General features: G+C 65.5%; 25 protein-coding genes. 7 read left to right on the plus strand and 18 right to left on the minus strand.

The genetic code is table 11. The features are described 5' to 3' along the window. The first annotated feature begins 85 nt into the window (after nucleotides 1-85). Nucleotides 86-2,956 (plus strand): leucine--tRNA ligase, encoded by a 2,871-nt coding sequence (leuS, locus tag G9C85_RS17880; protein ID WP_166042496.1) that lies wholly within the window; start codon nucleotides 86-88, stop codon nucleotides 2,954-2,956. A gap of 268 nt (nucleotides 2,957-3,224) precedes the next feature. Here leuS and G9C85_RS17885 read toward each other — a convergent pair whose 3' ends face one another. Next, nucleotides 3,225-3,512 (minus strand): amphi-Trp domain-containing protein, encoded by a 288-nt coding sequence (locus G9C85_RS17885; protein ID WP_166042498.1) that lies wholly within the window; start codon nucleotides 3,510-3,512, stop codon nucleotides 3,225-3,227. A 190-nt stretch (nucleotides 3,513-3,702) separates the two neighbouring features. On the opposite strand from G9C85_RS17885, the gene G9C85_RS19055 reads away from it, so the two are divergent. After that, nucleotides 3,703-4,434, plus strand: a complete 732-nt coding sequence (locus G9C85_RS19055; protein WP_240148959.1) for a hypothetical protein — start codon at nucleotides 3,703-3,705, stop codon at nucleotides 4,432-4,434. 275 nt (nucleotides 4,435-4,709) lie between these two features. On the opposite strand, the gene G9C85_RS17895 is transcribed toward G9C85_RS19055, so the two are convergent. The 5 genes from G9C85_RS17895 to G9C85_RS17915 form a co-directional block, all read right to left on the minus strand. Beyond that, the gene (locus G9C85_RS17895) at nucleotides 4,710-5,696 is read right to left on the minus strand and encodes an ornithine cyclodeaminase family protein (RefSeq protein ID WP_166042499.1); all 987 of its coding nucleotides are present in this window, start codon (nucleotides 5,694-5,696) and stop codon (nucleotides 4,710-4,712) included. A 107-nt stretch (nucleotides 5,697-5,803) separates the two neighbouring features. Then, complete coding sequence (locus G9C85_RS17900; protein ID WP_166042501.1) at nucleotides 5,804-6,364, minus strand: CBS domain-containing protein; 561 nt, start codon at nucleotides 6,362-6,364, stop codon at nucleotides 5,804-5,806. 128 nt (nucleotides 6,365-6,492) lie between these two features. Then, nucleotides 6,493-8,184 carry a thermosome subunit alpha gene (thsA, locus tag G9C85_RS17905; protein WP_166042503.1) on the minus strand — a complete coding sequence of 564 codons (1,692 nt, stop codon included), beginning with the start codon at nucleotides 8,182-8,184 and terminating at the stop codon, nucleotides 6,493-6,495. Between the two features lie 282 nt (nucleotides 8,185-8,466). Then, the gene (locus G9C85_RS17910; RefSeq protein WP_166042505.1) at nucleotides 8,467-9,021 is read right to left on the minus strand and encodes a pre-rRNA-processing protein PNO1; all 555 of its coding nucleotides are present in this window, start codon (nucleotides 9,019-9,021) and stop codon (nucleotides 8,467-8,469) included. Nucleotides 9,022-9,148: 127 nt separating this feature from the next. Next, complete coding sequence (locus tag G9C85_RS17915) at nucleotides 9,149-10,384, minus strand: tryptophan--tRNA ligase (RefSeq protein WP_166042507.1); 1,236 nt, start codon at nucleotides 10,382-10,384, stop codon at nucleotides 9,149-9,151. A gap of 283 nt (nucleotides 10,385-10,667) precedes the next feature. Between G9C85_RS17915 and G9C85_RS18620 the strand changes: the two genes are divergently transcribed. After that, complete coding sequence (locus tag G9C85_RS18620) at nucleotides 10,668-12,257, plus strand: BGTF surface domain-containing protein (protein WP_193570818.1); 1,590 nt, start codon at nucleotides 10,668-10,670, stop codon at nucleotides 12,255-12,257. 43 nt (nucleotides 12,258-12,300) lie between these two features. Here the strand turns inward: G9C85_RS18620 and rio1 are convergent, their stop codons facing one another. From rio1 to G9C85_RS17940, 4 genes are all read right to left on the minus strand, one after another. Then, nucleotides 12,301-13,218, minus strand: coding sequence for a serine/threonine-protein kinase Rio1 (gene rio1, locus G9C85_RS17925; protein ID WP_166042509.1), 918 nt, complete (start codon nucleotides 13,216-13,218; stop codon nucleotides 12,301-12,303). Between the two features lie 64 nt (nucleotides 13,219-13,282). Beyond that, nucleotides 13,283-13,783, minus strand: coding sequence for a cupin domain-containing protein (locus tag G9C85_RS17930; protein ID WP_166042512.1), 501 nt, complete (start codon nucleotides 13,781-13,783; stop codon nucleotides 13,283-13,285). Nucleotides 13,784-13,989: 206 nt separating this feature from the next. Continuing rightward, a complete protein-coding gene (locus G9C85_RS17935) occupies nucleotides 13,990-14,151 on the minus strand; it encodes a DUF6757 family protein (protein WP_166042514.1) in 162 nt (53 codons plus the stop codon). 87 nt (nucleotides 14,152-14,238) lie between these two features. Beyond that, nucleotides 14,239-15,039, minus strand: coding sequence for a PHP domain-containing protein (locus G9C85_RS17940; protein WP_166042516.1), 801 nt, complete (start codon nucleotides 15,037-15,039; stop codon nucleotides 14,239-14,241). A gap of 127 nt (nucleotides 15,040-15,166) precedes the next feature. On the opposite strand from G9C85_RS17940, the gene G9C85_RS17945 reads away from it, so the two are divergent. Continuing rightward, complete coding sequence (locus tag G9C85_RS17945) at nucleotides 15,167-15,454, plus strand: DUF2795 domain-containing protein (protein WP_166042518.1); 288 nt, start codon at nucleotides 15,167-15,169, stop codon at nucleotides 15,452-15,454. A 106-nt stretch (nucleotides 15,455-15,560) separates the two neighbouring features. Continuing rightward, the gene (locus G9C85_RS17950) at nucleotides 15,561-15,752 is read left to right on the plus strand and encodes a hypothetical protein (protein WP_166042520.1); all 192 of its coding nucleotides are present in this window, start codon (nucleotides 15,561-15,563) and stop codon (nucleotides 15,750-15,752) included. Nucleotides 15,753-15,795: 43 nt separating this feature from the next. On the opposite strand, the gene G9C85_RS17955 is transcribed toward G9C85_RS17950, so the two are convergent. The 7 genes from G9C85_RS17955 to G9C85_RS17985 all read right to left on the minus strand — a co-directional run bounded on the left by G9C85_RS17955 (nucleotide 15,796) and on the right by G9C85_RS17985 (nucleotide 23,107). Continuing rightward, nucleotides 15,796-16,365: a DUF1684 domain-containing protein gene (locus G9C85_RS17955; protein ID WP_166042522.1), complete on the minus strand. Its 570-nt coding sequence runs from the start codon at nucleotides 16,363-16,365 to the stop codon at nucleotides 15,796-15,798. A gap of 126 nt (nucleotides 16,366-16,491) precedes the next feature. Further along, entirely contained in the window at nucleotides 16,492-17,622 is a 1,131-nt protein-coding gene (locus G9C85_RS17960; protein WP_166042524.1) for an ORC1-type DNA replication protein, read from the minus strand. A gap of 96 nt (nucleotides 17,623-17,718) precedes the next feature. Next, entirely contained in the window at nucleotides 17,719-17,877 is a 159-nt protein-coding gene (locus G9C85_RS17965; protein WP_166042526.1) for a hypothetical protein, read from the minus strand. A gap of 165 nt (nucleotides 17,878-18,042) precedes the next feature. Continuing rightward, nucleotides 18,043-20,037 carry a helix-hairpin-helix domain-containing protein gene (locus tag G9C85_RS17970; protein ID WP_166042527.1) on the minus strand — a complete coding sequence of 665 codons (1,995 nt, stop codon included), beginning with the start codon at nucleotides 20,035-20,037 and terminating at the stop codon, nucleotides 18,043-18,045. A gap of 353 nt (nucleotides 20,038-20,390) precedes the next feature. Then, nucleotides 20,391-20,564, minus strand: coding sequence for a hypothetical protein (locus tag G9C85_RS17975; protein WP_166042529.1), 174 nt, complete (start codon nucleotides 20,562-20,564; stop codon nucleotides 20,391-20,393). Between the two features lie 46 nt (nucleotides 20,565-20,610). Further along, nucleotides 20,611-22,668: an excinuclease ABC subunit UvrB gene (gene uvrB, locus G9C85_RS17980; RefSeq protein WP_166042674.1), complete on the minus strand. Its 2,058-nt coding sequence runs from the start codon at nucleotides 22,666-22,668 to the stop codon at nucleotides 20,611-20,613. A gap of 172 nt (nucleotides 22,669-22,840) precedes the next feature. After that, nucleotides 22,841-23,107 (minus strand): helix-turn-helix domain-containing protein, encoded by a 267-nt coding sequence (locus G9C85_RS17985; protein WP_166042531.1) that lies wholly within the window; start codon nucleotides 23,105-23,107, stop codon nucleotides 22,841-22,843. 127 nt (nucleotides 23,108-23,234) lie between these two features. Between G9C85_RS17985 and G9C85_RS17990 the strand changes: the two genes are divergently transcribed. After that, entirely contained in the window at nucleotides 23,235-24,119 is an 885-nt protein-coding gene (locus G9C85_RS17990; RefSeq protein ID WP_166042534.1) for a site-specific DNA-methyltransferase, read from the plus strand. A gap of 8 nt (nucleotides 24,120-24,127) precedes the next feature. Here G9C85_RS17990 and G9C85_RS17995 read toward each other — a convergent pair whose 3' ends face one another. Then, complete coding sequence (locus G9C85_RS17995; protein WP_166042536.1) at nucleotides 24,128-25,291, minus strand: hypothetical protein; 1,164 nt, start codon at nucleotides 25,289-25,291, stop codon at nucleotides 24,128-24,130. Between the two features lie 319 nt (nucleotides 25,292-25,610). On the opposite strand from G9C85_RS17995, the gene G9C85_RS18000 reads away from it, so the two are divergent. Continuing rightward, nucleotides 25,611-25,883, plus strand: coding sequence for a hypothetical protein (locus G9C85_RS18000; protein ID WP_166042538.1), 273 nt, complete (start codon nucleotides 25,611-25,613; stop codon nucleotides 25,881-25,883). Nucleotides 25,884-26,012: the final 129 nt, after the last annotated feature.

The following is a 26,012-nucleotide window of genomic DNA, read 5'->3' on the forward strand; positions in this document are numbered from 1 at the left end:
CCGAACGACGCCAGTCGTCGAGCGTCGGTACGGCCCAGCGATAGAGTTGAGAGTGCTTATACATGCCCCACGTGAAGTCCGGTCCATGAGCGAGTACGACCCCCAGGAGCTGGAGTCGAAGTGGCGGTCGCGGTGGCGCGAGCAGGGCCGCTACGAGGCCGACGCGGAGGGCGACGCGGAGACGACGTTCGTCACCGTCCCCTATCCCTACCCGAGCGGCGGGATGCACATCGGGCACGCCCGAACGTACACGGTGCCGGACGTCTACGCCAGATATCGGCGGCTGCAGGGCGACAACGTCCTGTTCCCGATCGCATGGCACGTCACGGGAACGCCGATCATCGGCGCGGTCGAGCGCCTGAAGAAGGGCGAGGAAGAGCAGTTGGACGTCCTCCAGAACACGTACAACGTCGACGACGCGACGCTCCAGGACCTGGAGACGCCGATGGGTTACGCCCGGCACTTCATCGAGGAGCACTACAAGAAGGGGATGCAGGACCTCGGCCTGAGCATCGACTGGCGTCGGGAGTTCACGACGAACGACGACCGGTACTCGCAGTTCATCACGTGGCAGTACCGCACGCTCAAGGAGCGCGGACTGCTCGAGAAGGGCCTGCATCCGGTGAAGTACTGTACGAACGAGGACCAGCCGGTCACGACCCACGACATCCTCGAGGGCGAGGAGGCGGAGTTCCAGGAGTACACGCTCGTCGAGTTCGGCGCCGAGATAGACGGCGCGGCCGTGACGGTCCCGATGGCGACGCTACGGCCGGAGACGGTCCGGGGCGTGACGAACGCGTACATCGACCCCGACGCGGCGTACGTGGTCGCCGAGGTGGACGGCAAGTCCTGGTTCGTCTCCGCGCAGGCGGCCGAGAAGCTCGAACTCCAGGGTCGCGACGTCGAGGTCCGCGAGGAGTACGACGGCGAGGCGCTCGTCGGCGAGACGGTCCGGAACCCGATCACGGCCGAGGACGTACTCGTCCTCCCCGCCGGGTTCGTGGACGCCGACAACGCGACGGGCGTCGTGATGAGCGTGCCCGCGCACTCGCCGGACGACTACCTCGCGCTCCAGGAGGCAAAGGCGGACGACGCGCGCATGGAAGCGTACGGGATCGATCCCGCGGACGTCGACGCGATCGAACCCGTCCCCATCCTCGCCATCGAGGGGTACGGCGAGATCCCCGCGAAGACCGCGGTCGAGGACGCCGGCATCGAGTCGAGCGAGGACCCCGCGCTGAAGGAAGTGACGCAGGACCTCTACAACGCCGAGTTCAACTCGGGCGAACTCCTCGAGGAGTACGGCGAGTTCGCGGGCGGCGTCGTCCGCGACGTCCGCGACGAGTTCAAGGCCCAGTACCTCGGGAACGGGTTCGACACGATGCAGGAGTTCAGCGAGGAGGTCGTCTGTCGCTGCGGCGGCGACGTCGAGGTCGCCAAACAGGACACGTGGTTCCTCCGGTACAACGACGCCGACTGGAAGGCGAAGACCCACGACGCCGTCTCCCAGCTCGACGCCATCCCCGAGAACACCCGCGAGCAGTACGACCACACCGTCGACTGGCTGAACGAGTGGCCGTGCATCCGGAACTATGGATTGGGAACCAGGCTGCCGTGGGACGAGGACTTCGTCATCGAGCCGCTGTCGGACTCGACGATCTACATGGCGTACTACACGATCGCCCACCGGATCGACGACGTCCCCGTCGAGGACCTCACGCACGAGTTCTTCGACGTGCTGTTCTACGGCGCAGACGCCCTCGAGGACCCCGAGGCGGCGCCCGAGCAGGCCGTCGAGCTCCACGAGGAGTTCGAGCACTGGTACCCCGTCGACTACCGGTGTTCGGCGAACGACCTCGTGAACAATCACTTGACGTTCTTCCTGTTCCACCACGCGGAGCTGTTCGATCCCTCGAACTGGCCGGAGGGCATCACCGTCATGGGGATGGGGCTGCTGGAGGGCGAGAAGATGAGTTCCTCGAAGGGCCACGTCGTCCTCCCCGGCGAAGCCATCGAGCGCTTCGGCGCGGACACCGTCCGGTTCTTCCTGATGAACTCGGCGGAGCCCTGGCAGGACTACGACTGGCGCGACGACCAGGTCGAGACGACCCAGGACCAGCTCCAGCGGTTCTGGCGGCGCGCGCAGGAGATCCTCGACGACGAGGCGCCCGACGCCCGACCGGAGCTCGCGCAGGCCGACCGCTGGCTGCTCGCGCGCCTCCAGGAGACCGTCGAGACGGTTACCGAAGCGATGGAGGGCTTCGAGACCCGGACTGCGAGTCAGGCGGCGTTCTACAACCTCGAGGAGGACCTGCGCTGGTACCGGCGGCGTCGCGACCTCGACGCACCGGGTGCGCGCTGGACGCAACGTCGCGTCCTCGAGACGCGCCTGAAGCTCCTCGCACCGTTCACGCCGTTCATGGCGAACGAACTCCACGAGGCCCTCACCAGCGAGCCCGCCGAGAACGCCGGGTGGCCCGCGGTCGACGACGAGTTCGCCGACGAGAGCGTGCTCGTCGAGGAACGCCTCGTCGAGGACCTCACCGCGGACGTGAACGACATCGTCGACGTCACGGACACCGACCCCGACACGATCCGTGTCTACGCGACCGCCGACTGGAAGTACGACGTCCTCGATGCCGTCCGCGACGTCGGCCCGGACATCGGGCAGGTGATGAGCGAGGTGATGAGCGACCCCGAACTCCGCGAGAAAGGGAACGCGGTCAACGACCTCGTCCAGGACCTCGTCGCGTTCGTCCGCGAGCGCGACGACGACGCCCTCGACGCCCTCGAGGCGGTCGACGAACGCGCGGTGTACGAGGCCGCCGCGGACTTCCTCGCCCGCGAGTTCGACGCCGACGTCGAGGTCTACGTAGAGGACGGCGACGACGTCGTCGACCCCGCCGACAAAGCCGACCGCGCACAGCCGTACCGGCCCGCCGTCCACATCGAATGAGCTGCCCGTAGCCGTCTCGCTCTACTCCTCGCGGTTGCAGTCGTCTTCGCTCTGGCTGTCGGCGTAACGGTACCGGAGAAGCGTTCCCGCACGGCTTCACAGGGAAACCAAATGGTAGAGGCAGGTGACTCACGTATCGTTCCATCTGTTGCCTAGCTCGACTTCTGTCAAGAACGCCGTGCGAATTATAGGGCATCTCTGCAGCCCAACGGTTGCGTTTAGTACACCGCAAGGCGGCGAATCACTCGTCGGTGAACGTGCGGAATGACTACTCGATTTCTAACTGGCCGCTCCCGCTGGTCTCCTCACCGGCGTTCTCGTCCCATTCGAGTTCGAACTCGACACTTAATTCAGTCATATTGCCAGCCGGGCCTTCGCGTTCAGCTTTGACCTCGAAGGTCGGTTGGGCAGGGGGATTCAGTGTTACGGACTCGGAGCCTGCTTTCAGGTTGATAGCGTTTCCGCTATCGAGATTGTCCGCGACTTTCCGAAGGTACGATGCAATCTCTTCTCGACTCTGTTCGCTCTCTGATTTGAACAGGACTTCTTCAGGCATACAGGAGAGATTACACAGCCTGCACCGATAAATGCGCCCGTCGTCTCGAGTAGATGGGGCTGTTCAGTGCGCGTTCCATCCGTCGGGGCATCTCCCACTCTCCGCGACACTCGTTACGTGTTACTGAACTCGTTCAACCAGACACCAGAATGCTATTCAGAGTCACGCTTGAACACCAACGCAGATCCTGATGGGAGGTGATCGCAGTATCGGTATTCTTTGCAAGAAGAACAAGCCAGTGTTTAGCGACGTAGCCGAGCGTCTTCGAAACGCGGGCTTTCAGGTTCGATTCTTCCATCCTCAATCTACGCTCTCACGAGATCATATCGCCGATCTCCCGTTGATCGTTAACAAGAAGACACTCCCGAGTGCGTTCCCCACTCTCAGGCATGCTCGACGGACGGGGACAGCGCTGTGGAACAACCTGCAGGCGACGATCTTGTTCAGCTCACGGCTTGTCGGGCTTCGCGCACTCTCGGAGATGGGATTTCTCACGCCCGAAGTCACCTTCGAGAAACCCGATGGCGAGTACGTCGCTAAAGGCTGCTATATCTGGAACGACGAACCAGAACTCAACGGCGAGGGAGAGTTTTATCAGGAACTGATCCCGACGGAGCCAGTCGATTACAAGTATTACGCCGTCAACGACGGGACACGAGTACACGTCGCGGGGCGGCGCGTCACATCGAAGCTCTATATGGAGAAGCGGTTCCTCGGCGAGATAGAGATTCGGCCAGCGCTTGCAGCGTCGCTCCGAGCACTTGTCGAACGGTTCGACCTCAGGGGTGTGGGGGTGGACTTGGTCAAAGACGACGACGGCCAGTATTGGGCTGTCGATGTCAACCTCGCAGCTGGATACCGGGACACTGGACTAGAACCGGCTCTCACCGAATCGATTATCGAGAGTCTACCAAGCGAGTGAAGCGGAGTAACCGCAACTCCAGGAGGGCGTCCACCTCGTTGAATGACTGGCTGGAATTGTTTCCGTTTGAGGACTTCACCACAGCAGTCTGAGACGCGCCCTGTATCTCGCACAGGTGTCCAAATACCTCGTTGAGCTGAAAGAACCCACAGTGGTCAATTCGCAGGCTCTACGTATTGGTTACTTCGCCACGACCGATGGCGAATCCTGTGACTCTGTGAGGAGGTCCACTGCCCCTTCTATCTGAATCTATGGGACGCGACTCCGAGATCGTTCTACGTCTGGATGAGTTCGAACGGCGTGCCGTTGTCGTTCTCGAACGCGTGCTCGTAGACGACGTGCGCCGCGGCGACGTCCTGGATCGCGAGTCCGGTGGAGTCGAACACCGTCACGTCGTCGTCGTTCGTGCGGCCGTCGATGGCGCCCGTGACGATCTCGCCGATCTCGCCGTAGATGTCGTCGGCGTCCATCACGCCCTCGCTGAACGGGACGTTGATCTCGCCGGAGTGCGTGCACTGCTCGAAGTCGTCGATGACGACCTTCGCGTCGAGGAGGACGTCGTCTTCGATCTCGTGCTTGCCTTCGGCGTCCGCGCCCATCGCGTTGACGTGCGTGTGGTCGCCGACGTCCTCGGGGCCGACGATCGGGTCCTCGACGGGCGTGACCGTCGACACGACGTCGCAGTGCCCGGCGTCGGAGATGTCGCCGCGCTGCACGTCGAACGCGTCGCCGTAGACGTCCTGGAAGCGCTCGATGGCGTCGTCGCGGACGTCGCTCACGACGACCGTCTGGATGTCTCGGACCTGCGCGATGGCGTCGAGTTGCGTGTACGACTGGACGCCGGCGCCGACGATCCCGAGCGAGGTGGCGTCCTCGACCGCGAGGTGGTCCGTCGCAACTGCGGCCGCCGCGCCCGTTCGCTTCATCGTCAACTCGGTACCGTCCATGATCGCGAGCGGGACCGCCGTCTCGGGGTCCGAGTAGATCATCGTCCCCATCACCGTCGGGAGGTCGAACTGTTCGGGGTTGTCGGGGTGGACGTTCACCCACTTGATGCCCGCAGCGTCCCAGTCCTCGGCCGCCATGTACGCCGGCATCGACCGGAAGTCGCCGTTGTACTTCGGGAGGTCCACGTAGGACTTCGCCGGCATCAACGTACGACCGTCCTCGTACGCCGCGAACGCCGCCTCGACCGCCGCGACGACGTCACCCATCTGCGCGTTCTCGTCCACGTCCCCGCTATCCAGCAGCAGCGTATCCATACGGCGACGCTACCCCGCCACTCCACTTAATTAAACCGAAAGGTACGTGGCGAAAGTTGCGGAACGGAACCTCGTCTTCGCGGCCGACAGGCGTCACGACCGGGAGCTCAGCGCTCCCAGTGGGGGCGATGCACGTCCGATCGTCGGGCTTCGCGCACGACGCCGTCGTGCGCCCGTCCGACGTCCGACGGCGTCAGGATGCCCTCTAGCTGCATGTGCTTCGTCACGACGAGGTGCTTGATCTCGTGGTCGTGCATCGTCGCGATCGCCTCCGAGAGCGTCTCGTCCGGCTCGATCGTTACGAGCGGCGAACTCATGTACTCGCGGACCGGTGCGCCGGTCACGGGTCGCCGAAGGAGGAACACGATTCGATCGATGACCGTCGCGTCCTTGAGCGGATGCTCGAAGTCGCGGAGGGCGCCCTTCACGTCCCTGTCGGTAACGATCCCGGTCTTGCGCGGTGGCGACCCGGTCGTGACGACGAGACTCCCGACCTCGCGTTCCAGCATCTCGTCGAGCGCCGTCATCACGTTCGCGTCCGCGTCGATAGTCTCGACCGGCGTGGTCATCACCTCCTCCACGAGCATGCCGCCAACTACCACGTTCGGGGTGACGTGCGTTTCGGCCGCGACCGCGCAGTCCGCGTCGCCCGCCGTCGCGACGCTCACAGCGTCGCCACTACGCGAGCAGCGTCGCTACTACACGAGCAGCGTCGAAAGAAGATTCGCAGATGGGTCGGGGAGCGGTACGGAACGGGCCGATGACGTGGGAGTGTAAGTGTGGGCGTTGGCCGAACTTACATTGCGCCGCCCATGCCACCCATGCCACCCATGCCGCCGCCCATGCCGCCGGGGCCGCCAGCGGGCGGGCCGCCTGCGTCGCCGCCGTCGTCGGGGTCGACCTGACCGCCGGAGAGGTCGCCCGCCGCGATGACGTCGTCGATGCGGAGCAGCATCACGGCCGCTTCGGTCGCGGACTCGATCGCCTGCGTCTTGACGCGGAGCGGCTCCACGACGCCTTCCTCGCTCATGTCGATGACGTCACCGGTGTACGCGTCCAGACCGGCGGACGCCGCACCGCCGTCGTGCTTCGAGCGGAGTTCGACGAGGCTGTCGATGGAGTCGAGGCCGGCGTTCTCCGCGAGCGTGCGCGGGATGACCTCGACTGCGTCGGCGAACGCCTCGATCGCGAGCTGCTCGCGGCCGCCGACGGAGTCGGCGAAGTCCCGAAGCGCGAGACTGAGGGCGGTCTCGGGCGCACCGCCGCCGGGGAGGACCTTGCCGTCCTCGAGGGTCGTGCGGACGACGCCGAGCGAGTCGTCGATCGCGCGCTCGACTTCGTCGACGACGTGCTCCGTGCCGCCGCGGAGGAGGAGCGTGACGGACTTCGCGTCCTCGACGTCCTCGATGAGGATCTTCGTGGAGCCGGCGACGTCCTGCTCGACGACGTTCCCGGCGAACCCGAGGTCGTCTTCCTCGATGTCGTTGAGGTTCGAGACGATGCGGGCGCCCGTGGAGCGCGCGATGCGCTTCGCGTCGTCGCTGGACGTGCGGCGGACCGCGAGGATGCCTTCCTTCGCGAGGTAGTGCTGGGCCATGTCGTCGATGCCGTCCTCGGCGAACACGACGTCAGCGCCGACGTCGACGAGCTGGTCGACCATCTCCTTGAGCTGTGCCTCTTCCTGATCGAGGAACTGCTGGAGCTGGTCGGGGTCGGTGACGTTGACTTCGGTGTCGATGTCGGCTTCCTTCACTTCGAGCGCGTCGTCGAGCACGGCGACGTTCGCGTCCTCGACGAAGTACGGCATGTTGTCGTGGACGCGCGTCTTGTCGACGAGGACGCCCTCGACGAGGTCGGAGTTGTCGGTGGAGCCGCCGACGACCTTCTCGACCTTGATGTTGTCCGTGTCGATGCCTTCGTCGTCCTGCACGGCGAGGACGGCGTCGACGACGAGTTCGCTGAGGATGTCCTTCGCGGACTCCGCGCCCTTGCCCGTCATCGCGGTCGCGGCGATCTGCTTGAGGGTCTCGCGGTCGTCCGGGGAGACCTCGATGGCGGCGTCCTCGAGGACGTCCTTCGCCTGTTCGGCTGCCTGTCGGTAGCCCTGCGCGAGCGTGGTGGCGTGGATGTCCTGGTCGAGGAGGTCCTCGGCCTTCTTGAGGAGTTCGCCTGCGACGACGACGGCGCTCGTGGTGCCGTCGCCGACTTCGTCTTCCTGGGTCTCGGATACTTCGACGACCATGTTGGCCGCGGGGTGCTCGATGTCCATCTGCTTGAGGATGGTGACGCCGTCGTTCGTGACGACGACCTCGCCGCTGGAGTCGACGAGCATCTTGTCCATTCCCTTCGGGCCGAGCGTGGTGCGGACGGACTCCGCGACGGCTTTCCCGGCCGTGATGTTCATGGACTGGGCGTCTTTGCCCGATGTGCGCTGCGAGTCTTCGCTGAGAACGAGGAGGGGCTGCCCTCCGCTCATCTGTTGGGACATGTGTACCTCATTGATTGATTGTGATTCTATATAAAGATGCCGGAACGTGTCGACTAGGACCGCCCAACGGGGGGCTACAACTCCCGTGCGAAACGTTCGCAAGCGAAGGGGTTTATATAGAATGAGTTCGCCGGGTCGACCATCGGACTCCAGCCCGCATCCAGGAATCCGGAATCGAATGTAGCTCCGGTGAAAACGCCTCACGCTGTCGAAACGACCACGACCCGACGCCGCGGTGACGGCCGAACGACCGACCGACGATCTCCGGGACCGACGGCGTCCTCAGGTCCCGCCGGGGTACCGGTGGTAGTCCAGGCCTTCGCGCTTCAGTTCGTTGTGTTTGCGTTCGAGGAACGAGTACACGGAGCCGTGCGGGGCGCCGTCGAGCAGGCGCTCGGCGGCCTCGCGCACGATCTTCGTCTGCTTCGGGGACCCGATGATGCCGAGCGTCGACCCGTAGATGACGACCATCGCGCCCGTCAGCTCCTCCATCAGTTCGCGCGTCCGGCCGTTCTCGCCGATGAGGCGGCCCTTCTTGCGCTTCATGTCCTTGCTGTTGCGGGCGACCGCGCCGATGTCGACGAGGTCGAACATCCGCATGTCGTCGTCCAGTAGCGTCAGCGCGTCGTCGGGCGCGAACCCGCGACCGATCGCTTCGACGATGTCCGGGCCCTTCAGGGCGTCCACGGGGTCGCCGACCTGCTCGATCGCGACCTTCCCGTTCTCGGAGTCGATGTCGAGGCGAACGCCCGCGCGAGATTCGATGCGTCGCATCGTCTCCCCACCTTCGCCGATGAGCACGCCGATGCGGTCCTGCGGAATCTTCACGTGCTGCATACACGGCAAATGGGGTCTCGCGGCGCTTAAGACTTCGGCACCCGCGGGGCCGCGTCACGTGGTCCCGCGGCGCTCGCCTGGTCGACGACCGGAATCCGCCGCTGCACGGGTCGAACGAGTCGCGGGGCTACAGCTGTGGCACCCCCGCCGCTTCGAGCGCTCGCTCGCGCTCCTCGCTCGTCAACCGGTACGGCTCCAGTTCCTCGCGGACGTCCCCGAGCGCGTCGCGCCGGCGCTGGTGCGCGGCGAGGAACTCGGCGATGGCGTCGACGGCCTCGAGTTTCATTTCACCCGACAGCAACTCGCCGCGACGGTACTGCTTCGCCAGTTCCTCGAGGCGGTCGTCGTCGCGCTCGAAGAAGTACCGGAGGTACTGGAAGGCGACGTCGACGCTCGGGTCGCCGCCGCGCTCGCGGTGCTCGTCGACGCTGTCGCGGCCGCCCGAGTACGCGTGCGCTAGGATCTTCTCCTTCACCGTCTCCGCGTCGTCGGTCAGGTAGATCGCTTCGCCCTCGCTCGAACTCATCTTCCCCGGCCCCGACAGCGTCGGGAGGAACTTCCCGAGCAACGCGCCGGGCTTCGCGACCGGATACCTGGCTTTCGCCGCGACGTCCCGACTCACTCTGACGTGGGGGTCTTGGTCGACCGCCACCGGCACGAGCGTCGGATGCGCGCCGTGGACGAGCTGGGGGAGCAGGAGGTGCGTGGTCTGCACCGCCGGATAGAACCCCAACCCGACGTTGTCCGGCCGCCCGTAGACCGCCTCGAGCTGGTTCTGCGTGACGTCCTTCGCGAACGTCGCCGCGAGCGGGTACACGACGTCCGCGTCCGCCGTGTCGAGCACGAACCGCGTCCGCTCCGGATCGAACCCCACCGCCAGGAGGTCCCGGAGGTTCTCCGTCGTCGCCTCCCCTATCTCCTCGAACGTGAGGTCCTTCGAGAGGTACTTCTCGTCGTCCGAGAGCGGAATATAGACGGTCGCGCCCGTCGCGTCCTGCAGGGTCTTCGCGAGGTAGAACACGAGTGCGTGCCCGAGGTGCATCGGCCCAGAGGGTCCGACGCCGGTCACTATCGAGTGCCGGTCGCCGGCCTCGCTCGCAGCGAGGTAGTCGTCGACGTCCCGGCCCGCGTAGTAGATGCCGCGGCCGAGCAAAGGGTGGTCGGGGAACTGCCGGACCTGCTCGCGCGTCAATCGGTCCGCCCCGAACTGCTCGAGGAGCGCGTCGTAGTCGACGTCCCCCGATACCTCGTACGGCGTCACCGTGAAGTCGTCGTCGTCGGTCGTCATCGCTGTCGATTCGGCTGTCGCTGTCGATTCGGCTGTCGCTGTCGATTCGGCTGTCGAGTCGTCGTTGGCTGGCATTGGATCTGTGTCCGAGTTGCGTGCGGTCGGCTAGCGGGTCGAGAGCAGTGGAACGAGTGAGCGCCGCCGCCCGCGTCGCCGGGTTACGCCCGGCCACGCGCGTCGACTGCACTGTCCGCTCCCGGGGACTGCGTGCGCCAGCGCCAGCAGGGAGCGGACTCCATCACCATCCACTCGACGTGCGACGGCCAAGAACCTTGCGACGTCACGGGACGCCCTCGCACGGCGGTCTGGCTGGGCTTCCAGGGGAAAGCACTTGTCGGAACCCGGACAACACGCCTCCATGCCGCGTCCGCCCTCCGCGTCCGCCGCCGTCGTCGTCGCCGTCGTCGTCGTCCTCGCGAGTGCGACGACTGCCGGCGTCGGCGTCGCTGCCGGCGCCGCCAACGACGCACGCACCGCGCAGTCGACCACCCCCGCCGCCGTCGACGGACCGCCCGAGGCCAACGCGACCGTCGACGCCTGGCGCGTCCCCGAGCGCGCCGACCCCGCGAACGCGACCGTCGAATCCCTCCGCGAGTACGCCGCGGACGACGCGGGGACGGAAAACGTCACGCCCCACGACCGGCTTGTCATCGACGTCGCCGTCGCCGGCCTGGACGCCACCGTCGAGAACGCCTCGGCGAACGCGTCCGGCACGGAGAACGCGTCAGCGAACCTGACCGCGCGCGTCCTCGCCGCGCTCGACGAGCGCGGCCACTTCGCCGTTCGTCAGACCGACGACACCACCACTCCGGAGCGACAGTCCCGGAACCTCTGGCTGAACGCGTCGAACGTCCGCGCGGTCGACGCGCCCGGCGACGACCGCTACCTCCTCGTCGTCGACCCCGAACGCGTCCTCGCCGTCCACGCCGGGACGTTCGAGGACCCGAGTGCGGTCGCTGACGAGCACCGCGACGACGACTACCGCTTCGACGGCGTGTTCGAGGACGGACTCGCCGCCGACGAGGTGTACACTGCGCGGTACTTCGTGAACGAGAGCGTCCGCGGGCTCGCCGCGACCAGTCGCCGCGTCCAGTTCCGGCCCGCTATCGCGACCCTCCACGCCAACGGCCCACTCGAGCCAGCCGCGAACGCGACCGTCGCCGGCACCACGACCGTCGCCCCCGGCACCGACCTCGCCGTCACCGCGCGGACCGACGCCGGCGGCGTCGCCACCGCGATCGCCACCGTCGACGACGACGGACGGTTCGGTGCGACCCTCGACCTGGCTGCCGTCGACGCACCTGCGACCCTGAACCTCACGGTCGCACCCGCTGACGACCGCTCGCGGACGCTCACCGTCGAGCCAGCGACGGTTGCGGTCCGCGACCCGCGCGCCGTCGTCGCGTTCGACGACCAGACCACGTCCACGCGGTACGTCACCGCGCGGGCGAACCTCAGCCACGGCGGCTTTCTCGCGCTCCGGCACGACGGCGACGTCGTCGACACCGCGACCGTCCACGGCGCGGGCGCGAAACAGACCGTCACGTTCTCGCTCCCCGAGAACGCAACCGGCGGCACGTACACCGTCGTCGCCCACCGCGGTAGCGCCAGCGACCCCGGCCAGCGCTACGCGAATGGCACGACGAACGCGTCTATCGCGTTCGAGAACGACACCACCACGACGACGCCGCCGACCACGACGACGCCGCCGACCACGACGACGCCGCCGACCACGACGACGCCGCCGACCACGACGACGTCACCGACGACGACCACGTCGCCGCCGACGACGCCGGGAACGACCGGGATAACCACGGGCCCGTGGACAACCGCCACCGGGACGTCGGTCGCGGACGACCCGATTCCGGGCTTCGGCGTGCCGGTGGCGCTCGCGGCGGTCGCAGCGCTACTGGGTGCAGTCACGGTGCGGCGTCGCCGCGAAAACTGACCGCCAGGGCGCGCTGCCGGTCGCTATCGGACGCGAACGTCCCTCAGCGCGCGTTCCGGTTGTCGTCGCCGTCCTCGCGGGGGTTGGCGTTCTCGAGCACGAACTCGTAGCACTCCTCGCCCGTGACGTCCAGTCCCTGCCGGGAGAAGAACTTCGCGACGTTCCGGCAGTCCCGTTCGAGGAACCTGTCGCTGTTCGGGTGGTGGACGGTGACGGCCTGCCCGAGGTCGATCACGACGAGTTCGCCGTCCTCGACGACGATGTTGTACTCCGAGAGGTCGCCGTGGACGAGTCCCGCCGTGTACAGCCGCCGGATGTACTCGCGCACGACGTGATAGGCGGTCTCGGGGTTCTCGACGTTCACTTCCGCGAGCCGGCGGGCGCGCCCGCCCTCGTCCGTCCCGATGTACTCCATCACGAGCACGTTCCGCTCGACCGCGAGCGGGTTCGGCACCCTGACGCCGGCCTTCTCCGCGCGCTTGAGGTTCGCGTACTCCTTTCGCACCCACGCGAGCACCACCTGGCTCTTCTTCCCGCCGATCCCCTCGAAGCGCGGGTCGCCAGTGAGGTAGTCACGCATATCTCGGAAGTCGCTCGCGTTGATGCGGTAGACCTTCACGGCGACCTCGGGCTCGACGGCGTCGAGCGCGTCCGCGGCCTCGTCGCCGCCGAGCGCGGTGTAGACGTTCGCCTCCTTTCCGGTCGATATCGGGCCGCCGAAGGCGTTTATCCAGCCGTCCTGAACGAGCTTGTAGAGCGCGGCGAACGTCGCGTCGTCGAACACCGACGCGGTGACCTTGAACTGGTCCGCGTCCTTGATGCGGTCGCGGAACTCCGTGAACTCGCGGTCGCGCTTGCGCGCGATGCGGTCCGCGTCCGTGTCGGAGACGTCGATCTCCTCCCACTCGTCACCCGGTGTGTCGGCCTCGCTCGAGTCCACGAGACCGTACTCGCCTGTCATCTACCACTATGTCTGGCGCGCGAGGCCTAAAGGACTGGCGTACTCTCCGGTTCGCTATCGGGAGTCACGTGTAGCGCGCGGTTTCGCTGCCGCAGCGCTCGCAGACGGCGCTGATGGATTCGCGGTCGTCGGCGAGTTCGATGCGGTGGGCGGTTCGTTCGCCGCAGGGCTCGCAGTCCCGGAGCAGGTCCAGGTCGCCGCCGTCGCGTGGAGCGCCGACGCCGAAGACGACCGCGCGCTCGTCGCCCTCGTTGCGGCCGCACTGGTACTCGCCGACGTCGACGCGGACGACGTCGCCCGCAGTCGCTTCGACGCGCTCGCCGTCCACGCCAGCTTCGGCCGCCGCGCGGTCGGGATACGACTCGAACGTCACCGTCCCCGCCTGCACGAGGAACACCTCCTCCTGGTTCTCGTGGGCGTGCACGCCGAACGCGAGCCGTTCGCCGGGCGCGAGCTCGTAGTGGTTCGCGCCCATGTTCGTCAATCCGAGCGGTTTCGTGAGGGACGCCCGGACCGACCCGGGCCCCATGCGGGAGTCGAGTTCGTCCACGTCGACCTTCTCCATGCCGGGGCGAACGGCCGAGAGCGCCCTAAATCCTCCCGTCGTTCTCGCCGGTCCCGTCGCTCGCGGGACGGAGGCAGCGAGAACGACCGGACGTCGCGGGAGGGTCGCGGCGGCGCGGAGCGGTCGCGGCGGCGCGGAGCGGTCGCGAAAGGAAGGGTGGGTGCGGGACGGCGGGCTACGTGACTGCGGCGGAGCGGGTCTCGGCCTCAGGCCCGATCGACGTCGACCTCTTCCTTGAGTGCCTGGAGCTCGTCGGCGTCGGAGAGCTCTTCGAGGCGTTCCCGGAAGTGGACCTCGCAGAGACCGACTTTGACGCCCTCGGTCTCGGCGGCGAAGGCGGCTTCGTCGTCGCAGTAGTGGCACTTCATGCCAATCAGTAGGGGTTGCGCGGGTTTGAAGGCTGCGTTCGAGGCGACTCCTGTGTGGGGTGTCAACGTACCGGAAGCAGGTGTCCGTCAGGCGTCGGCGTGCGCGCGGAGGCGGTCGCCGACGGGCGCGTACTCGGCTTCGTCGAGCCCGGCGACGCCGAGATCGCGGCCGTGCGCGTCCGTGCCGCCGGTCACGAGCAGGTCGTGCTCGCGCGCGAGGGCGTCGACGGCGTCGAGGTCCGCGTCGACGCCGTCGCCGTAGGGATAGTTCCGTTCGACGGCGTCGAGGTCGGCGGCGACGTCGAGCGCGCGCTCGGGGTCGTCGTAGCGGAACGGGTGCGCGAGGCCGACGACCGCGCATGCGTCCGCGAGGACTTCGCGGCCGCGGTCGAGGTCTGGGACGTCGCGCGCGACGTAGCACGGGCCGTCGTTCCCGATGAGGTCGTCGAACACGCCCTGCATCGAGTAGTCGGTGTCGGGGTGGTCGGCGACGGCGCGCGCGACGTTCGGGCGGCCGATGCCGGGTCGTCCCTCGATGCCGAGGTCGACGCCGAGGCGGTCTTCGACGGCGTCGATGATGGCCTGGCCGCGCTCGGCGCGGTCGGCCTGGAGGTGGTCGACGAGCGCGGCGAGCGCGTCGGTCTCGCGGACGCCGAACCCGAGGAGGTCGACGCGCTCGAACCCGGCGTCCACGCGGAGTTCGATGCCGTGGACGACCGTCACGCCGTCGCGCTCGACGACGGGCGCATCGAGGTCGGGGTGCGTGCGGTCGTGGTCGGTGATCGCGACGACGGACACGCCGGCGTCGCGAGCGACCGCCGGCACCTCGTCGAGTTCGAGCGTCCCGTCGGAGTTCGTCGTGTGCGCGTGCAGGTCCGCGTAGGTCATGGGCGGGCTACGCGGGGGTGCGACAAGGACCTGTCCACTCGCGGTCCTTAAGGAATATAACCCCTACCGCAGACACCAAGGTCGTATATGGACAATGTTTATAATTATCTTTCACTCGGTATTGGGTATGCGCCTCAACAGCACCGGCGACCGCATCGAGGACCAGACCTACCCGCTCACCACGGACGACCTCACCGACGCCATCGGCGACGGCGAGATAGAACTCGCCGACGGCACCGAGTCCATCGACGACGTCCTCGAACGCTTCGGCGACCAGACGTTCCATACGCCCGAGGACGTCCGACACACGCTCCAGGCCGGCGTCTGCGAGCGCGCCATCGGCCGCAAGGGCTACTCCGATCGCGACCCCACCACGCCCGGCAGCGTCTACGGCCACGACTGCGTCTCGTTCTGACCGATTCGGTCGCGAGCGCGCATCGCGGATCGCTCGAAGCGATTCGACCACGAGCGCGGCGGGTTCTAGCACAACGTATTTCTCCGCCCGCGCCGACGCCCGGGACGTGACCGACAAACGGGACGTCCTCCTCGAACTCGCCGTCTTCTGCCTCGCACTCGTCGCGATGGCGACCCTCGACGCCGCCGACACCCTCCCCGCAATCGTCGTCGCCCTCGGGTACTTCGCCGCGCTCGGGATCGCCGTCGCCACCGGCGTCCTCGTCTGCTACGAGATCGTGACGTTCGACACCGCCTGACCGCGAGCGATGGCACCGGCGGTGGCGGCAAGCGCTCCGTCGCTCAGTCCCAGTCGCGCTCGCCGGCCTCGACCGTCGCGTCCAGCCAGTTCTCCTCCGGCGGCAGCGGGCACGCGTACTGCTCGGCGTACGCACAGAACGGGTTGTACGCGAGGTTGAAGTCCACGGGAATCTCCTGGCCGTCCGCGAGGTCGCCCTCGGCCTCCAGCTCCATGTACCGGCCCGCACCGTACGTCTGCTGGCCCGTCGTCTTGTCGCGGAACGGCACGAACAGCGACTCGCGCTCCTCGCCCTCCTGGCGGTACGCCGAAAGCGAGTGCTCCTCGCCGTCGAGTTCGAACGTCAACGCCGCGACCTTCAGGTACCGCTGCTCGCCGCCCGTCGACGTCTCCATCCGGTAGACGTCCTCGTCGTCCTCGTCGGTCAAGTGCACGGTCGCCGTCACGCGATAGTCGGCGTCCGGCTCGAAGTACTCGAGCCCGTCGAACGCGTCGCGCTCGCCCTTCGGAATCGGGGAGTGAGGATGCGTCCCGAAGAACTCGTCCTTCTCCTCGCGGTTCGCCGCCAACTCGCGGCGCCACTGCCGCTCGTCGAACTCCGCAGTCTCGCTCATGGAACCGAATTCACCGTCCGACCGGAAGGCCGTTGCGCTCGACGGTGCGACCGCCGCACGAGCGCGCTCGGGCCGGAAGTCGGTGCGACGCTGGCGCGCCACGCGATCCCTTCCGCGGACGAACGCTCAGTCCAGGCGCGACAGCACGGCGTCCTGGTCGTACGCCAAGTGGAGTTCCCGCGACCGCCCGCGGCCATCGACCTCGGCGTACGCCGTCTCGACGATCCCGAGGTCCTCGAGCTTGTTCACGATCTCCGAGTACCGCGTGTACCCCAGGCCCGAGACCGCCTGGAACGCCTCGTACACGTCACCGGCCTGCTCGCCCTCGTGCTCGGCGATGACCTCCAGGAGCTCCGTCTCGGAGTCGCTCAGGCTCTCCAGGGACCGAGAGAGATGCACGAACTTCGACGTCTCGTAGGCCTCGTCGACGTCCCGGCGCTCCACGACCTTCGACGCACGCATCTCCGCGTTCAATCCCGCTCGCCGGAGGAGGTCGATGCCGACGCGGAGGTCGCCGCTCTCCGCGGTCTTCGCCGCGACGTAATCCAGCACGGTCGTCGACACGACGTCGTCGTGGAACCCGCGCTCGACGCGATTCCCGAGGATGCTCGCGATCTCCGCCTGGTCGTAGACGTTGAAGTACACGTCCTCCGGGCGGAACACGGACTGCACCCTGGAGTCGAGTTCGTCGATGACCTCCAGGCTCGGATCCGAGGACACGACGATGACGCCGATGCGCGCCCCCGAGTGCTCCTCGTGCGCTCGCAGCAGCGAGTACAGCGTATCGCTGGCCTCGTTCTCGTAGAACAGATAGTTCACGTCGTCCAACGCCACCACGAGCACGTCGTCCTCGTCGACGAGTTGCTCGGTGACCTGCCCGAACAGCTTCTTGAACGAGATCCCGCTCGCTGGCGGCTCGTAGTCGAAGATCCCCTCGAAGAGGCGCGCGAACACCGAGTACCGCGTCGCGTTCATCTGGCAGTTCACGCGCACCGTGTGGACGTCACCGGTCTCCGCGCGCAACTCGCCGAACAGCTTCTGGATCGCGGTCGTCTTCCCGGTCCCCGGCGGCCCACGAACCATCGCGTTCAACGGCCGGTTCCCGCGCGTCGCCGGCCGGAGCGCGTACTGGAGGCTCCGCATCTGGCTCTCGCGGTGCTTGAACGTCTCGGGGACGTAGTCGATCTCGAAGACGCGCTCGTCCCGGAACACGGACTCGTCCCACGAGAGCATCCCCTCCTCGGGGTCCTCAGCCATCACTTTCACCCTGCTCCCGCGAGCACTTAGCCTTTCGGCAGCCTCGCGTCAGACGCACGCCACGAGCGGCGGGGACGAGTCGTCGCGGCGAGCGAGTCAGGAAACCTCGAGTCGGTCCTCGAAGCGAGCGCGGTCGAACTTCCGGCGGTGCTCGCGGGCGTCGTGGCGAGCGACGCGTCGCTCGAGCGCGGCGTCGTCGTTCGCCTCGAGCGTGAACCCGCAGTCGTGATGCGGGCACTCGTACGCGTACTTCACGACCGGCCTCCCCGCCGGCTCGAGCGGTCGACGGACCTCATGCTCGCCGATTCGTCGTGAACCCGCATAACCGTGCCGCACGGACAGTCGGGTGCTGTCACTCGACCGCCACGAGACCGGTCGAGACGCCCGAAACGAGCGATCACGGAACGCCAGTCGTGGCGATCAGAACTTCGCGAGCAGTCGGTCGTAGAAGCCGTCACCGGACTCGTCGGCGAGCTTCTCGACGATGAGTTCCGGCGTCGACCGCGCCAGCCGGTCCTTCACCGGCGAGCGGTTCACGACCAACTCGCCGTCCTCCAGGCCTTCAGCCTCGATGCCGTCGACGGTCACGTCGAAGTCCGCCATCTCGCGGATCTCGCCCGCGAGGTGGCTCACGAACACCGCGGTCGCCCCGTTCCCCTCGAGCGCTTCGAGGATGCCCGCGATGATCTTCGCGGACGCACCGGGTTCCGTGATGGACTCGAGCTCGTCGACGAGCACGAGCGAGCCCGCGCCGCCGGTCGCCAGGTCCGCGAACTCGCGGACCGTCGACTCGAACGCGCCCGCGTCGAGCGTCCCCTGGGTCTTCGCGTGATAGTGCAGGTCCTCAAACCACCCGAGTCGGACGGAATCCGCGGGCACCGGCAGGCCCATGTGCGCGAGGACGACGACGGCGGTGACGAGGTCGAGCGTCGACGTCTTCCCACCTGAGTTCACCCCCGAGAGGAGCGCGACGCCGTCGACCGCGTAATCGACGGGATCGACTTCGTCGTGCGGGACGGGAAGCAGCGGCGACCGACCGCCCTCGATGGCGAACCCCGTGGCGTGCCCCCCCGCGTCGGTTCCGTCGACGAACGCCGGCATCGTGCAGTCGAAGTCGTCGGCGAACCGCGCGATGGCGTACTCGACGTCGAGCTCGAGCGCGGCGTGCACGAGGTCGCGGGCGCCCTCGCGGTGGTCGGCAAGGTCCGTCGCCAGATCCCGTTTGAGGCGCGCACTCCGGCGGTCGCGCGCGGTCGAGAGCGACTCGTCGAGCCGCGAGACGACGTCCTCGTCGCGCGCCACCGGGTACGTCGGCTCGTCGCCGAACGCCCGACGCGCCAGCTCGGCCTCGTCCCCGCGGAGGTCGAGGGTGTCGACGAGGTGGTCGCGGGCCGCGTCGACCGCGGCCGCGTACTCGTCGGCGAGCTCGCGCGAGAGCAGCGAGTCCACGCCCGCGCCGCGCTCGACGAGCGTCAGGAGGTCCGCGCCCTCGATCGTGACGTCGCGCTCCTGGATCGCCTCCTTCAGGTGGTCGTTCGCGACGTTCTCGGCCATCCCGACGGCGGTGTCGAGGTCGTCGACCGCGGCCTGGAGGCGGTCGAGTTCGTCGTCGTCCGCGACCGTCCCGTCCGTCCGGAGCCGGTCGAGCGCCCCCAGTAGGTCGTCGACGGGCATCGGCGCGTCCAGTCCGGCCTCGCGATGGACCTCAGCCGCGGCCCGCAGCCGATCGCGGTTCACCGCGAAGAAGGCGATGGGGCGCTCGGGGACGACCTCCGCGGGCCGCTCCAGCGCGTCCGGTTCGACGCGCACGTCGCCGTCGACGTCGACGCCGGCGAACGACTCGTCGAGGGCCACCACGGTCGCGTACCCCCGCGCGAGCTCCGCCAGCCCGCGCGCGTCCTCGACGACTTCCACGGAGACTTCTGGAATCGCCTCCCGCGCCTCCGCGTACCTCTCGGCGTCGGTCGTCGCCAGGCACCGCTCGCGCACGACGACGTCCTCGGGCTCCGAGAGCGGTTCCACGGCCGCGAGCGCGTCCACGGCCGCCGGGTCGACGTCGCGCTCCATCGCCGACCGCACGTACTCGCGGACTTCCTCGACGCGCGAACGGGTGGCGCTCGGGTAGAACGTCTCCACGCGCTTTCCGCCGTACTCCGTCACGGTCCGTTCCGCGAGGAGGTCGAGTACCTCCCGGTACACCTCTCGCGCTCGCGGCGTCGCCAGGAACCCGCCGGGGTCGTCGTGCTCGTGCCGGATCGCACCCCGGACGATGCGGGCCGCTCGCCCCTCGGAGACGCCAGGCGCGGTCGCGACCGTCGCGACGTCCCCGCGCCGCAGCGCGCCTTCGGGGTCGTCGAGCTCCGCGAGCGACGCCGCGGTCTTCTCCCCCACGCCCGGGATCGCCGACAGTTCCATCTTGCGCGCCCCTATCCGCCCGGTCAGCAAAAAACTCCCGGCGAGCGCCGTCGTTCGTCAGCGCCGAGCGCCGTGGCTCGGTCGACGGAGAACGCCGTGGCTCGGTCGATGGCGAACAGGCGGCGCCCTCCTCGGCCGTCGGTCCGTCGCGTCGATGCGCCGCGCTCCCGCCGTGGTCGACGCGACCCCCTCAGTAGGTGATGCCGGCGTTCGCCGCGTGCCCCTACTTGAACTCGTGGCCTCCCGTCTCCCGTTCGAGGCGCTCGATGCGGTCCTGGGCTTCCTCGGCGTCCGCGAGACATCGCCGGCGCACCAGGAGTCAGTGGACTGGTTCTGGGGAGGGCTGTCCGATGCTACGTCCCGGGTGACCAGCCCGACAGGTGGATCCCGACCGAGAGGACGGCACCGAGAACTGCCCCGAGCAGGAGCGACGTGACCCCCGTGGGATCGGGAGCGAGGAGGAACCCGAGAAAGAGCCCCGACGGGAGGACGATGCCCACGGAGATACCGAAGTGATCGTTTCCCACCGTTCGTCGTTCGAAGAACGGCCGTAATATGCCTGCGGAGGTGGCGTCAGAACTCGGGATCGCTCTCGACGGGCACGCCGTCGTCGGGGGCGACGAGTTCGTCGTACTCCTCGCGGAGCTCGCGGATGCGGTCGCGGATGTCCGCCGCGAGTTCGAACTCGAGGTTGTTCGCGGCCTCCTGCATCTTGTCCTCGAGGCGCTCGATGCGCGCCTGGGCTTCCTCGGCGTCGGCGGGCGCGTCGCCGGCGACCCCGCTCGTGTCCGTCTCGGAGCCGGGGAGGTTCGTCTCACCGACGGACTTCTCGATAGTGGTGGGGGTGTACCCGTGCTCTTCGTTGTACTGGCGTTGGATGCGCCGACGGCGCGCGGTCTCCTCGACCGCGGCCTTCATCGCGTCGCTCGGGTCGTCCGCGTACAGGACGACCGACCCGTTCACGTTCCGCGCCGCCCGCCCCATCGTCTGTACGAGCATCGTCTCCGACCGCAGGAACCCCTCCTGGTCCGCGTCGAGAATCGCGACCAGGGAGACCTCCGGGATGTCCAGGCCTTCCCGGAGCAGATTGATCCCGACGAGGACCTGGATGTCGCCGAGTCTGAGTGCACGCACGAGCTCGTGCCGTTCGAGGGTGTCGGTCTCGTCGTGCATGTACGCCACGTCCACCCCGTTCTCCTCTAAGAACTCCGTGAGGTCCTCGGCCATCCGCTTCGTGAGCGTCGTCACGAGCACGCGCTCGTCGTCCGGCATCGCTTCGATGCGGTCCATGAGGTCGTCGACCTGCCCGGTCGCCGGCCGCGTCTCGATCTCGGGGTCGACGAGGTGCGTCGGGCGAACGATCTGCTCGACGATCTGCTCGGAGTGCTCGCGCTCGTAGTCGGCGGGCGTCGCGGAGACGTACAGCGTCTGGTCGGTCTTCTCGTCGAACTCCTCGAAGGTGAGCGGGCGGTTGTCGTACGCGGTCGGGAGCCGGAAGCCGTTCTCGACGAGCGAGTCCTTCCGGGACTTGTCGCCCGCGAACTGCCCGCGGACCTGCGGGAGCGTCTGGTGTGATTCGTCGATCACGCAGAGGAAGTCGTCCGGGAAGTAGTCGAGCAGGGTATGGGGCGCGTCGCCGACGTCGCGCTCGCTGAGGTACACGGAGTAGTTCTCGATGCCCGAACAGTACCCGGTCTCGGCCATCATCTCCAGGTCGAACGTCGTCCGTTCCTCGATGCGCTGGGCCGCGATCGCGTCCCCCTGGCGCTCGAAGTACCGGATGCGGTCCTCTAGGTCGTCGCGGATCTCGTCCATCGCGCGCTCTAGGCGCGCCTCCGGGATCGAGTAGTGCTCGGCGGGGTGCAGGAGGACTGCCGGTTCCTCGCTGACGACCGTGCCCTGCATCGGGTCCATCTTCACGATCCGGTCGACTTCGTCGCCCCACATCTCGACGCGCACCGCGTACCGGCCGTACATCGGGTAGATCTCGACGGTATCGCCGCGAACGCGGAACGTGCCCTGCGTGAAGTCGACGTCGTTGCGCTCGTAGTTCAGGTCCACGAGTCGCGCGAGCAACTCGTCGCGACCGACCCGCTCGCCGGCCTCGACGCGCAGGCTCATGTCCTCGTAGTTCGCCGGGTCGCCGAGGCCGTAGATCGCCGACACCGACGCGACGACGATGACGTCGTCCCTGGTCAGGAGGCTGCGGGTCGCGGAGTGCCGGAGCCGGTCGATCTCGTCGTTGATGGAGGCGTCCTTGTCGATGTACGTGTCCGTCTGCTCGACGTACGCCTCGGGCTGATAGTAGTCGTAGTAGGATACAAAATATTCTACTGCATTATCCTCGAATAGATTCCGAAATTCCTCGTAGAGTTGGGCCGCGAGCGTCTTGTTGTGAGCAATAACTAACGTTGGTTTCTGTAGTTCCTCAACAACCCAAGAGACGGTATTCGTCTTCCCCGACCCTGTTACTCCAAGAAGGGTCTGCTTCTCCATCCCCTGCCGAAAGCCATCAACTAATTGTTGAATTGCTTCGGGTTGGTCGCCCGCCGGGTCGAACGGAGCATTAACGCGAAACTCCCTTTCCACATCCGGTTTGTCGGGGGAAAGAGGGCCACCTGATTCACTCACAGTAGCCATTATTAGAGTCCTGAACCACTTTACCCGTTCGCTTGGGAAGCCGTCGCTGGATGACACAAACTACATCAGGAAACGTGTATCACTCCTGATTTTAACACAGGTTCAACAGATATTACCGAGATCGAAGAGGCCGTTTCATCTGTGGGCGAGCAGTTACGGGCAGCTACTCTTCTCGGTTCTTGATATACTCGACAATCTCTTGTTTCTCATCGACCACCCAATAGAGCCTTGCCTGTTTCTGAGATGTCGACTTGACCAGTTGCATCTCCTTTAACTCGGAAAGAGCTCGGCTGATAGTTGGTTGGTGCTCATCAAACTGGTCCGCGAGTTCAGTCGGTGTTCGAGCAGATTCGGAGAGTTCTAATAGAATGTTCTTGCGGTGTTTGCTGGCGAGAATACGAGATATGACCTCATAGTCGTCCTCATCCATTCTTAACACTCAGTCGTTTTGCGGAAAAGTTATAATTAGTTAGAGATTGTATAACAATTACATAGCACCCACGACGAGCAACAATAGCAAGGACTATTCAGACCGCTCAAAAACATCCAAGCAGTCAATGGAACCGCTACATATCGGGGGACAGACAGTTTACTTCGAATCCTCTGAGGAGATGAGCCAGTTTGACGGGGAAGCTGATTTTATCATGACCAGCCCTCCATACTGGAATCTTAAGGACTACGGGCATGAGAATCAGATTGGTTACGACGAGGCGTATGAAGAGTATCTCGACCGCCTTCAGCGAGTCTGGGATGCCTGCTACGAGGCGACCAGTGAACACGCGATAATGGTCGTCAACATCGGTGATCGTCGTCACAAGAAGCGATTCTACCCGATCGGGATGGACATCTACAATCGGATGGAGAACTGGAAATTACTTGATAATCTGATCTGGTATAAGCCAAACTCGCTCCCACAGCCAGCGTACTATCTTGACAAGCTGTTCGACGACAAGTACGAGAATCTTCTTATTTTCGGAAAGAACTACGATTACGAATACACGTTCAACAAGATTCGAGTCGAGCAAAAATACAAAGGCGTCGACCCCCGCGAAGAGAAATTAAACGACAAGGGTCGTAGCGTGGGTAACGTTCTGAAGATGCGTGCGTATCGACCCCCGACAATAAAGAATCAAAACTACCACGCCGCGGCATATCCCGAAGAGTTGGTGCACGCGTTGATGTATACATTCAGCAACGAGGGCGACACAGTTCTGGACCCCTTCCTCGGTTCTGGAACGACACTGAAAGTGGCACGTAAGTTGGATCGAAAAGGTGTTGGATTTGAGATCGACGAGGAATACCGCGATCTAATCGCCGAGCGAATTCAGGAAGACATGGCTGAACCGCAGTGGGAACAGCTCGATATCCTGAGCGACGAGCAGCCTACAAATGATAAGAAGCCGAGCTCAGACTCCTCTCTCAGCGACTTCACTGATTCATAGCTCAGTTGTCACACATAGAGAACGGCCTCACCTGCCTCGACCTCCCGCAGGCTGCTATCAACGCGACCCTCATTGACCACGTCGACAGAACTGAGGCTGCGTTCCAATTGATCCAGTTCGTCATCGGAATAGAAGTCCTGATTGAACGCGATGGCCTCAACGTTACAGATGTCTCTTCTGTTCAGAGACAGGGCAAGTTTCCAGACCGATTTGATTTGAACCCAGTCGTCAACGCTACCCAGAACGTTTCGCAGGGCTTTGTTATTCATCGCGAATCCGGCACCGTCACAGAATGACCAGAGTTCGCAATCCTCGCCGTTTGAGACCGTCTTATTGTACGACTCTATGCTCTGTAGGTAGTTGGCAGTCTTCGCGGTTTTGTCGACTCCGAACTGTCCAGGGTTACTTGTGTGGAAGAGACTGATGAGCCCTGCTCGGGTGTTCCCGTTGTCATCGTCGACAAGCAGATCGTAGCTGTAGTCCTCAAAGTCAACGTCCCCCTCCATCGGGTGCGAGACTTTGTTTGCCGGTCGAATATTCGCACCGATAGCTTCGATTACTCTGGCAATCTCTGCTTCCGCTCCATGTCCCTGGCGTTTCGCTCTTGACTGCCTACCATCATGGGGGACGATTGCTTCCTCGATGATGTTCTGGCGAGCACTGGTCGACATACTCGCGAAGTCGCCAAGTACGTCTATCACGCCAATATTCGCGAAGTAATTCGCGATCGTTTCTCCTGCTTTTTGAACCTCGGAGTTCGACCTTCGATTTCCACTCAGGAAGTTCTTGAAGTAGCTATACTGGTGTCGAGTGAATCCGTCCATACTACAACCGCAGAGTGAGGGGTCTCCAGCTGGACTCTCGGTTCCGCGGAATGAGAGGCTGAGGTCGATACTTAGTTTAGTTTTGGTTCGGCCGACGAGAAGGCGAAGAGTATCCAAGGGCTCTGGGTCGTTAACGAGCGCACGTCGCATGTTGTCGACAGCAGAAGACTCGTCGGCGAATGTCGTCTGTCCACCGTTCCCGAAAATACTCTCTATCAGTTCCTCAAGCGGCTGGAAGTTGATGGAGCTGTGCATGGACTGTCCAGCGAGGAACGTCGGGTCTTGGAGCGGGTTGTAGACATGTCGGAAGAACTCCGTTTCGTCGTCGGAATAGACGCCATTCAGCATAACTCGGACTAGTCAGGTCTGAGCCAAAAGGTAAGTTGAAGATAAGAGAACATTCGTATACCATTAATATAGCAGCCTGGTCTTCCGCCCTCCTCTCTTATCCGAGCTTCTGAGAATTACTTTTTGCTCCCAAATGAACCCATAGAACCTGGTTGGGCGCGAAGGCACTTGACGCGCACGCCCCTCCGGATGTCACGCCTCCCTTCTGACGCGTCCGCTGTTCCCGTCGAAGAGGCGAACGCGAGCGCGCCGTCCCGGTCGTGCCCAAGCACTGCCGGCAAGACCGATACTTAAGCCGGACGACGCCATCGGTCCGAGTATGACTCACGGGAACCTCGAACGAGCGAGCGATCTGATCGCCGAAGCCGCCGACGCTGCGACCCACGAGGACGCCGAGAGCCGTCTCCGCAAGCAGGCCGAGGAGTTCGCGACGCACGCCGAGAGCGAGCGCGGCCCCGACCACGGCCGGCTCGCGCGCCACGAACGCATCCTCACGGAGATCGCCGAGGCCGAGGGCGGCACCGTCGCGTCGAAGATCGACGAGGCGATCGACGCCGTCCGCGCATACCGCGAGACCATCGACGGCGTCTGAGGCCGGCCGAACCGGGACCGGCTCGACGGCCGTCCGATGCCGTTCGAACCCGAACCGGGACCGGCTCGACGGCCGTCCGATGCCGTTCGAACCCGAACCGACCCGGGGAGCGTCTGACGCCTGTCGTAC

The sequence above is a fragment of the Halorubellus sp. JP-L1 genome (assembly GCF_011440375.1).
Classification (GTDB): Archaea; Halobacteriota; Halobacteria; order Halobacteriales; family Natrialbaceae; genus Halorubellus.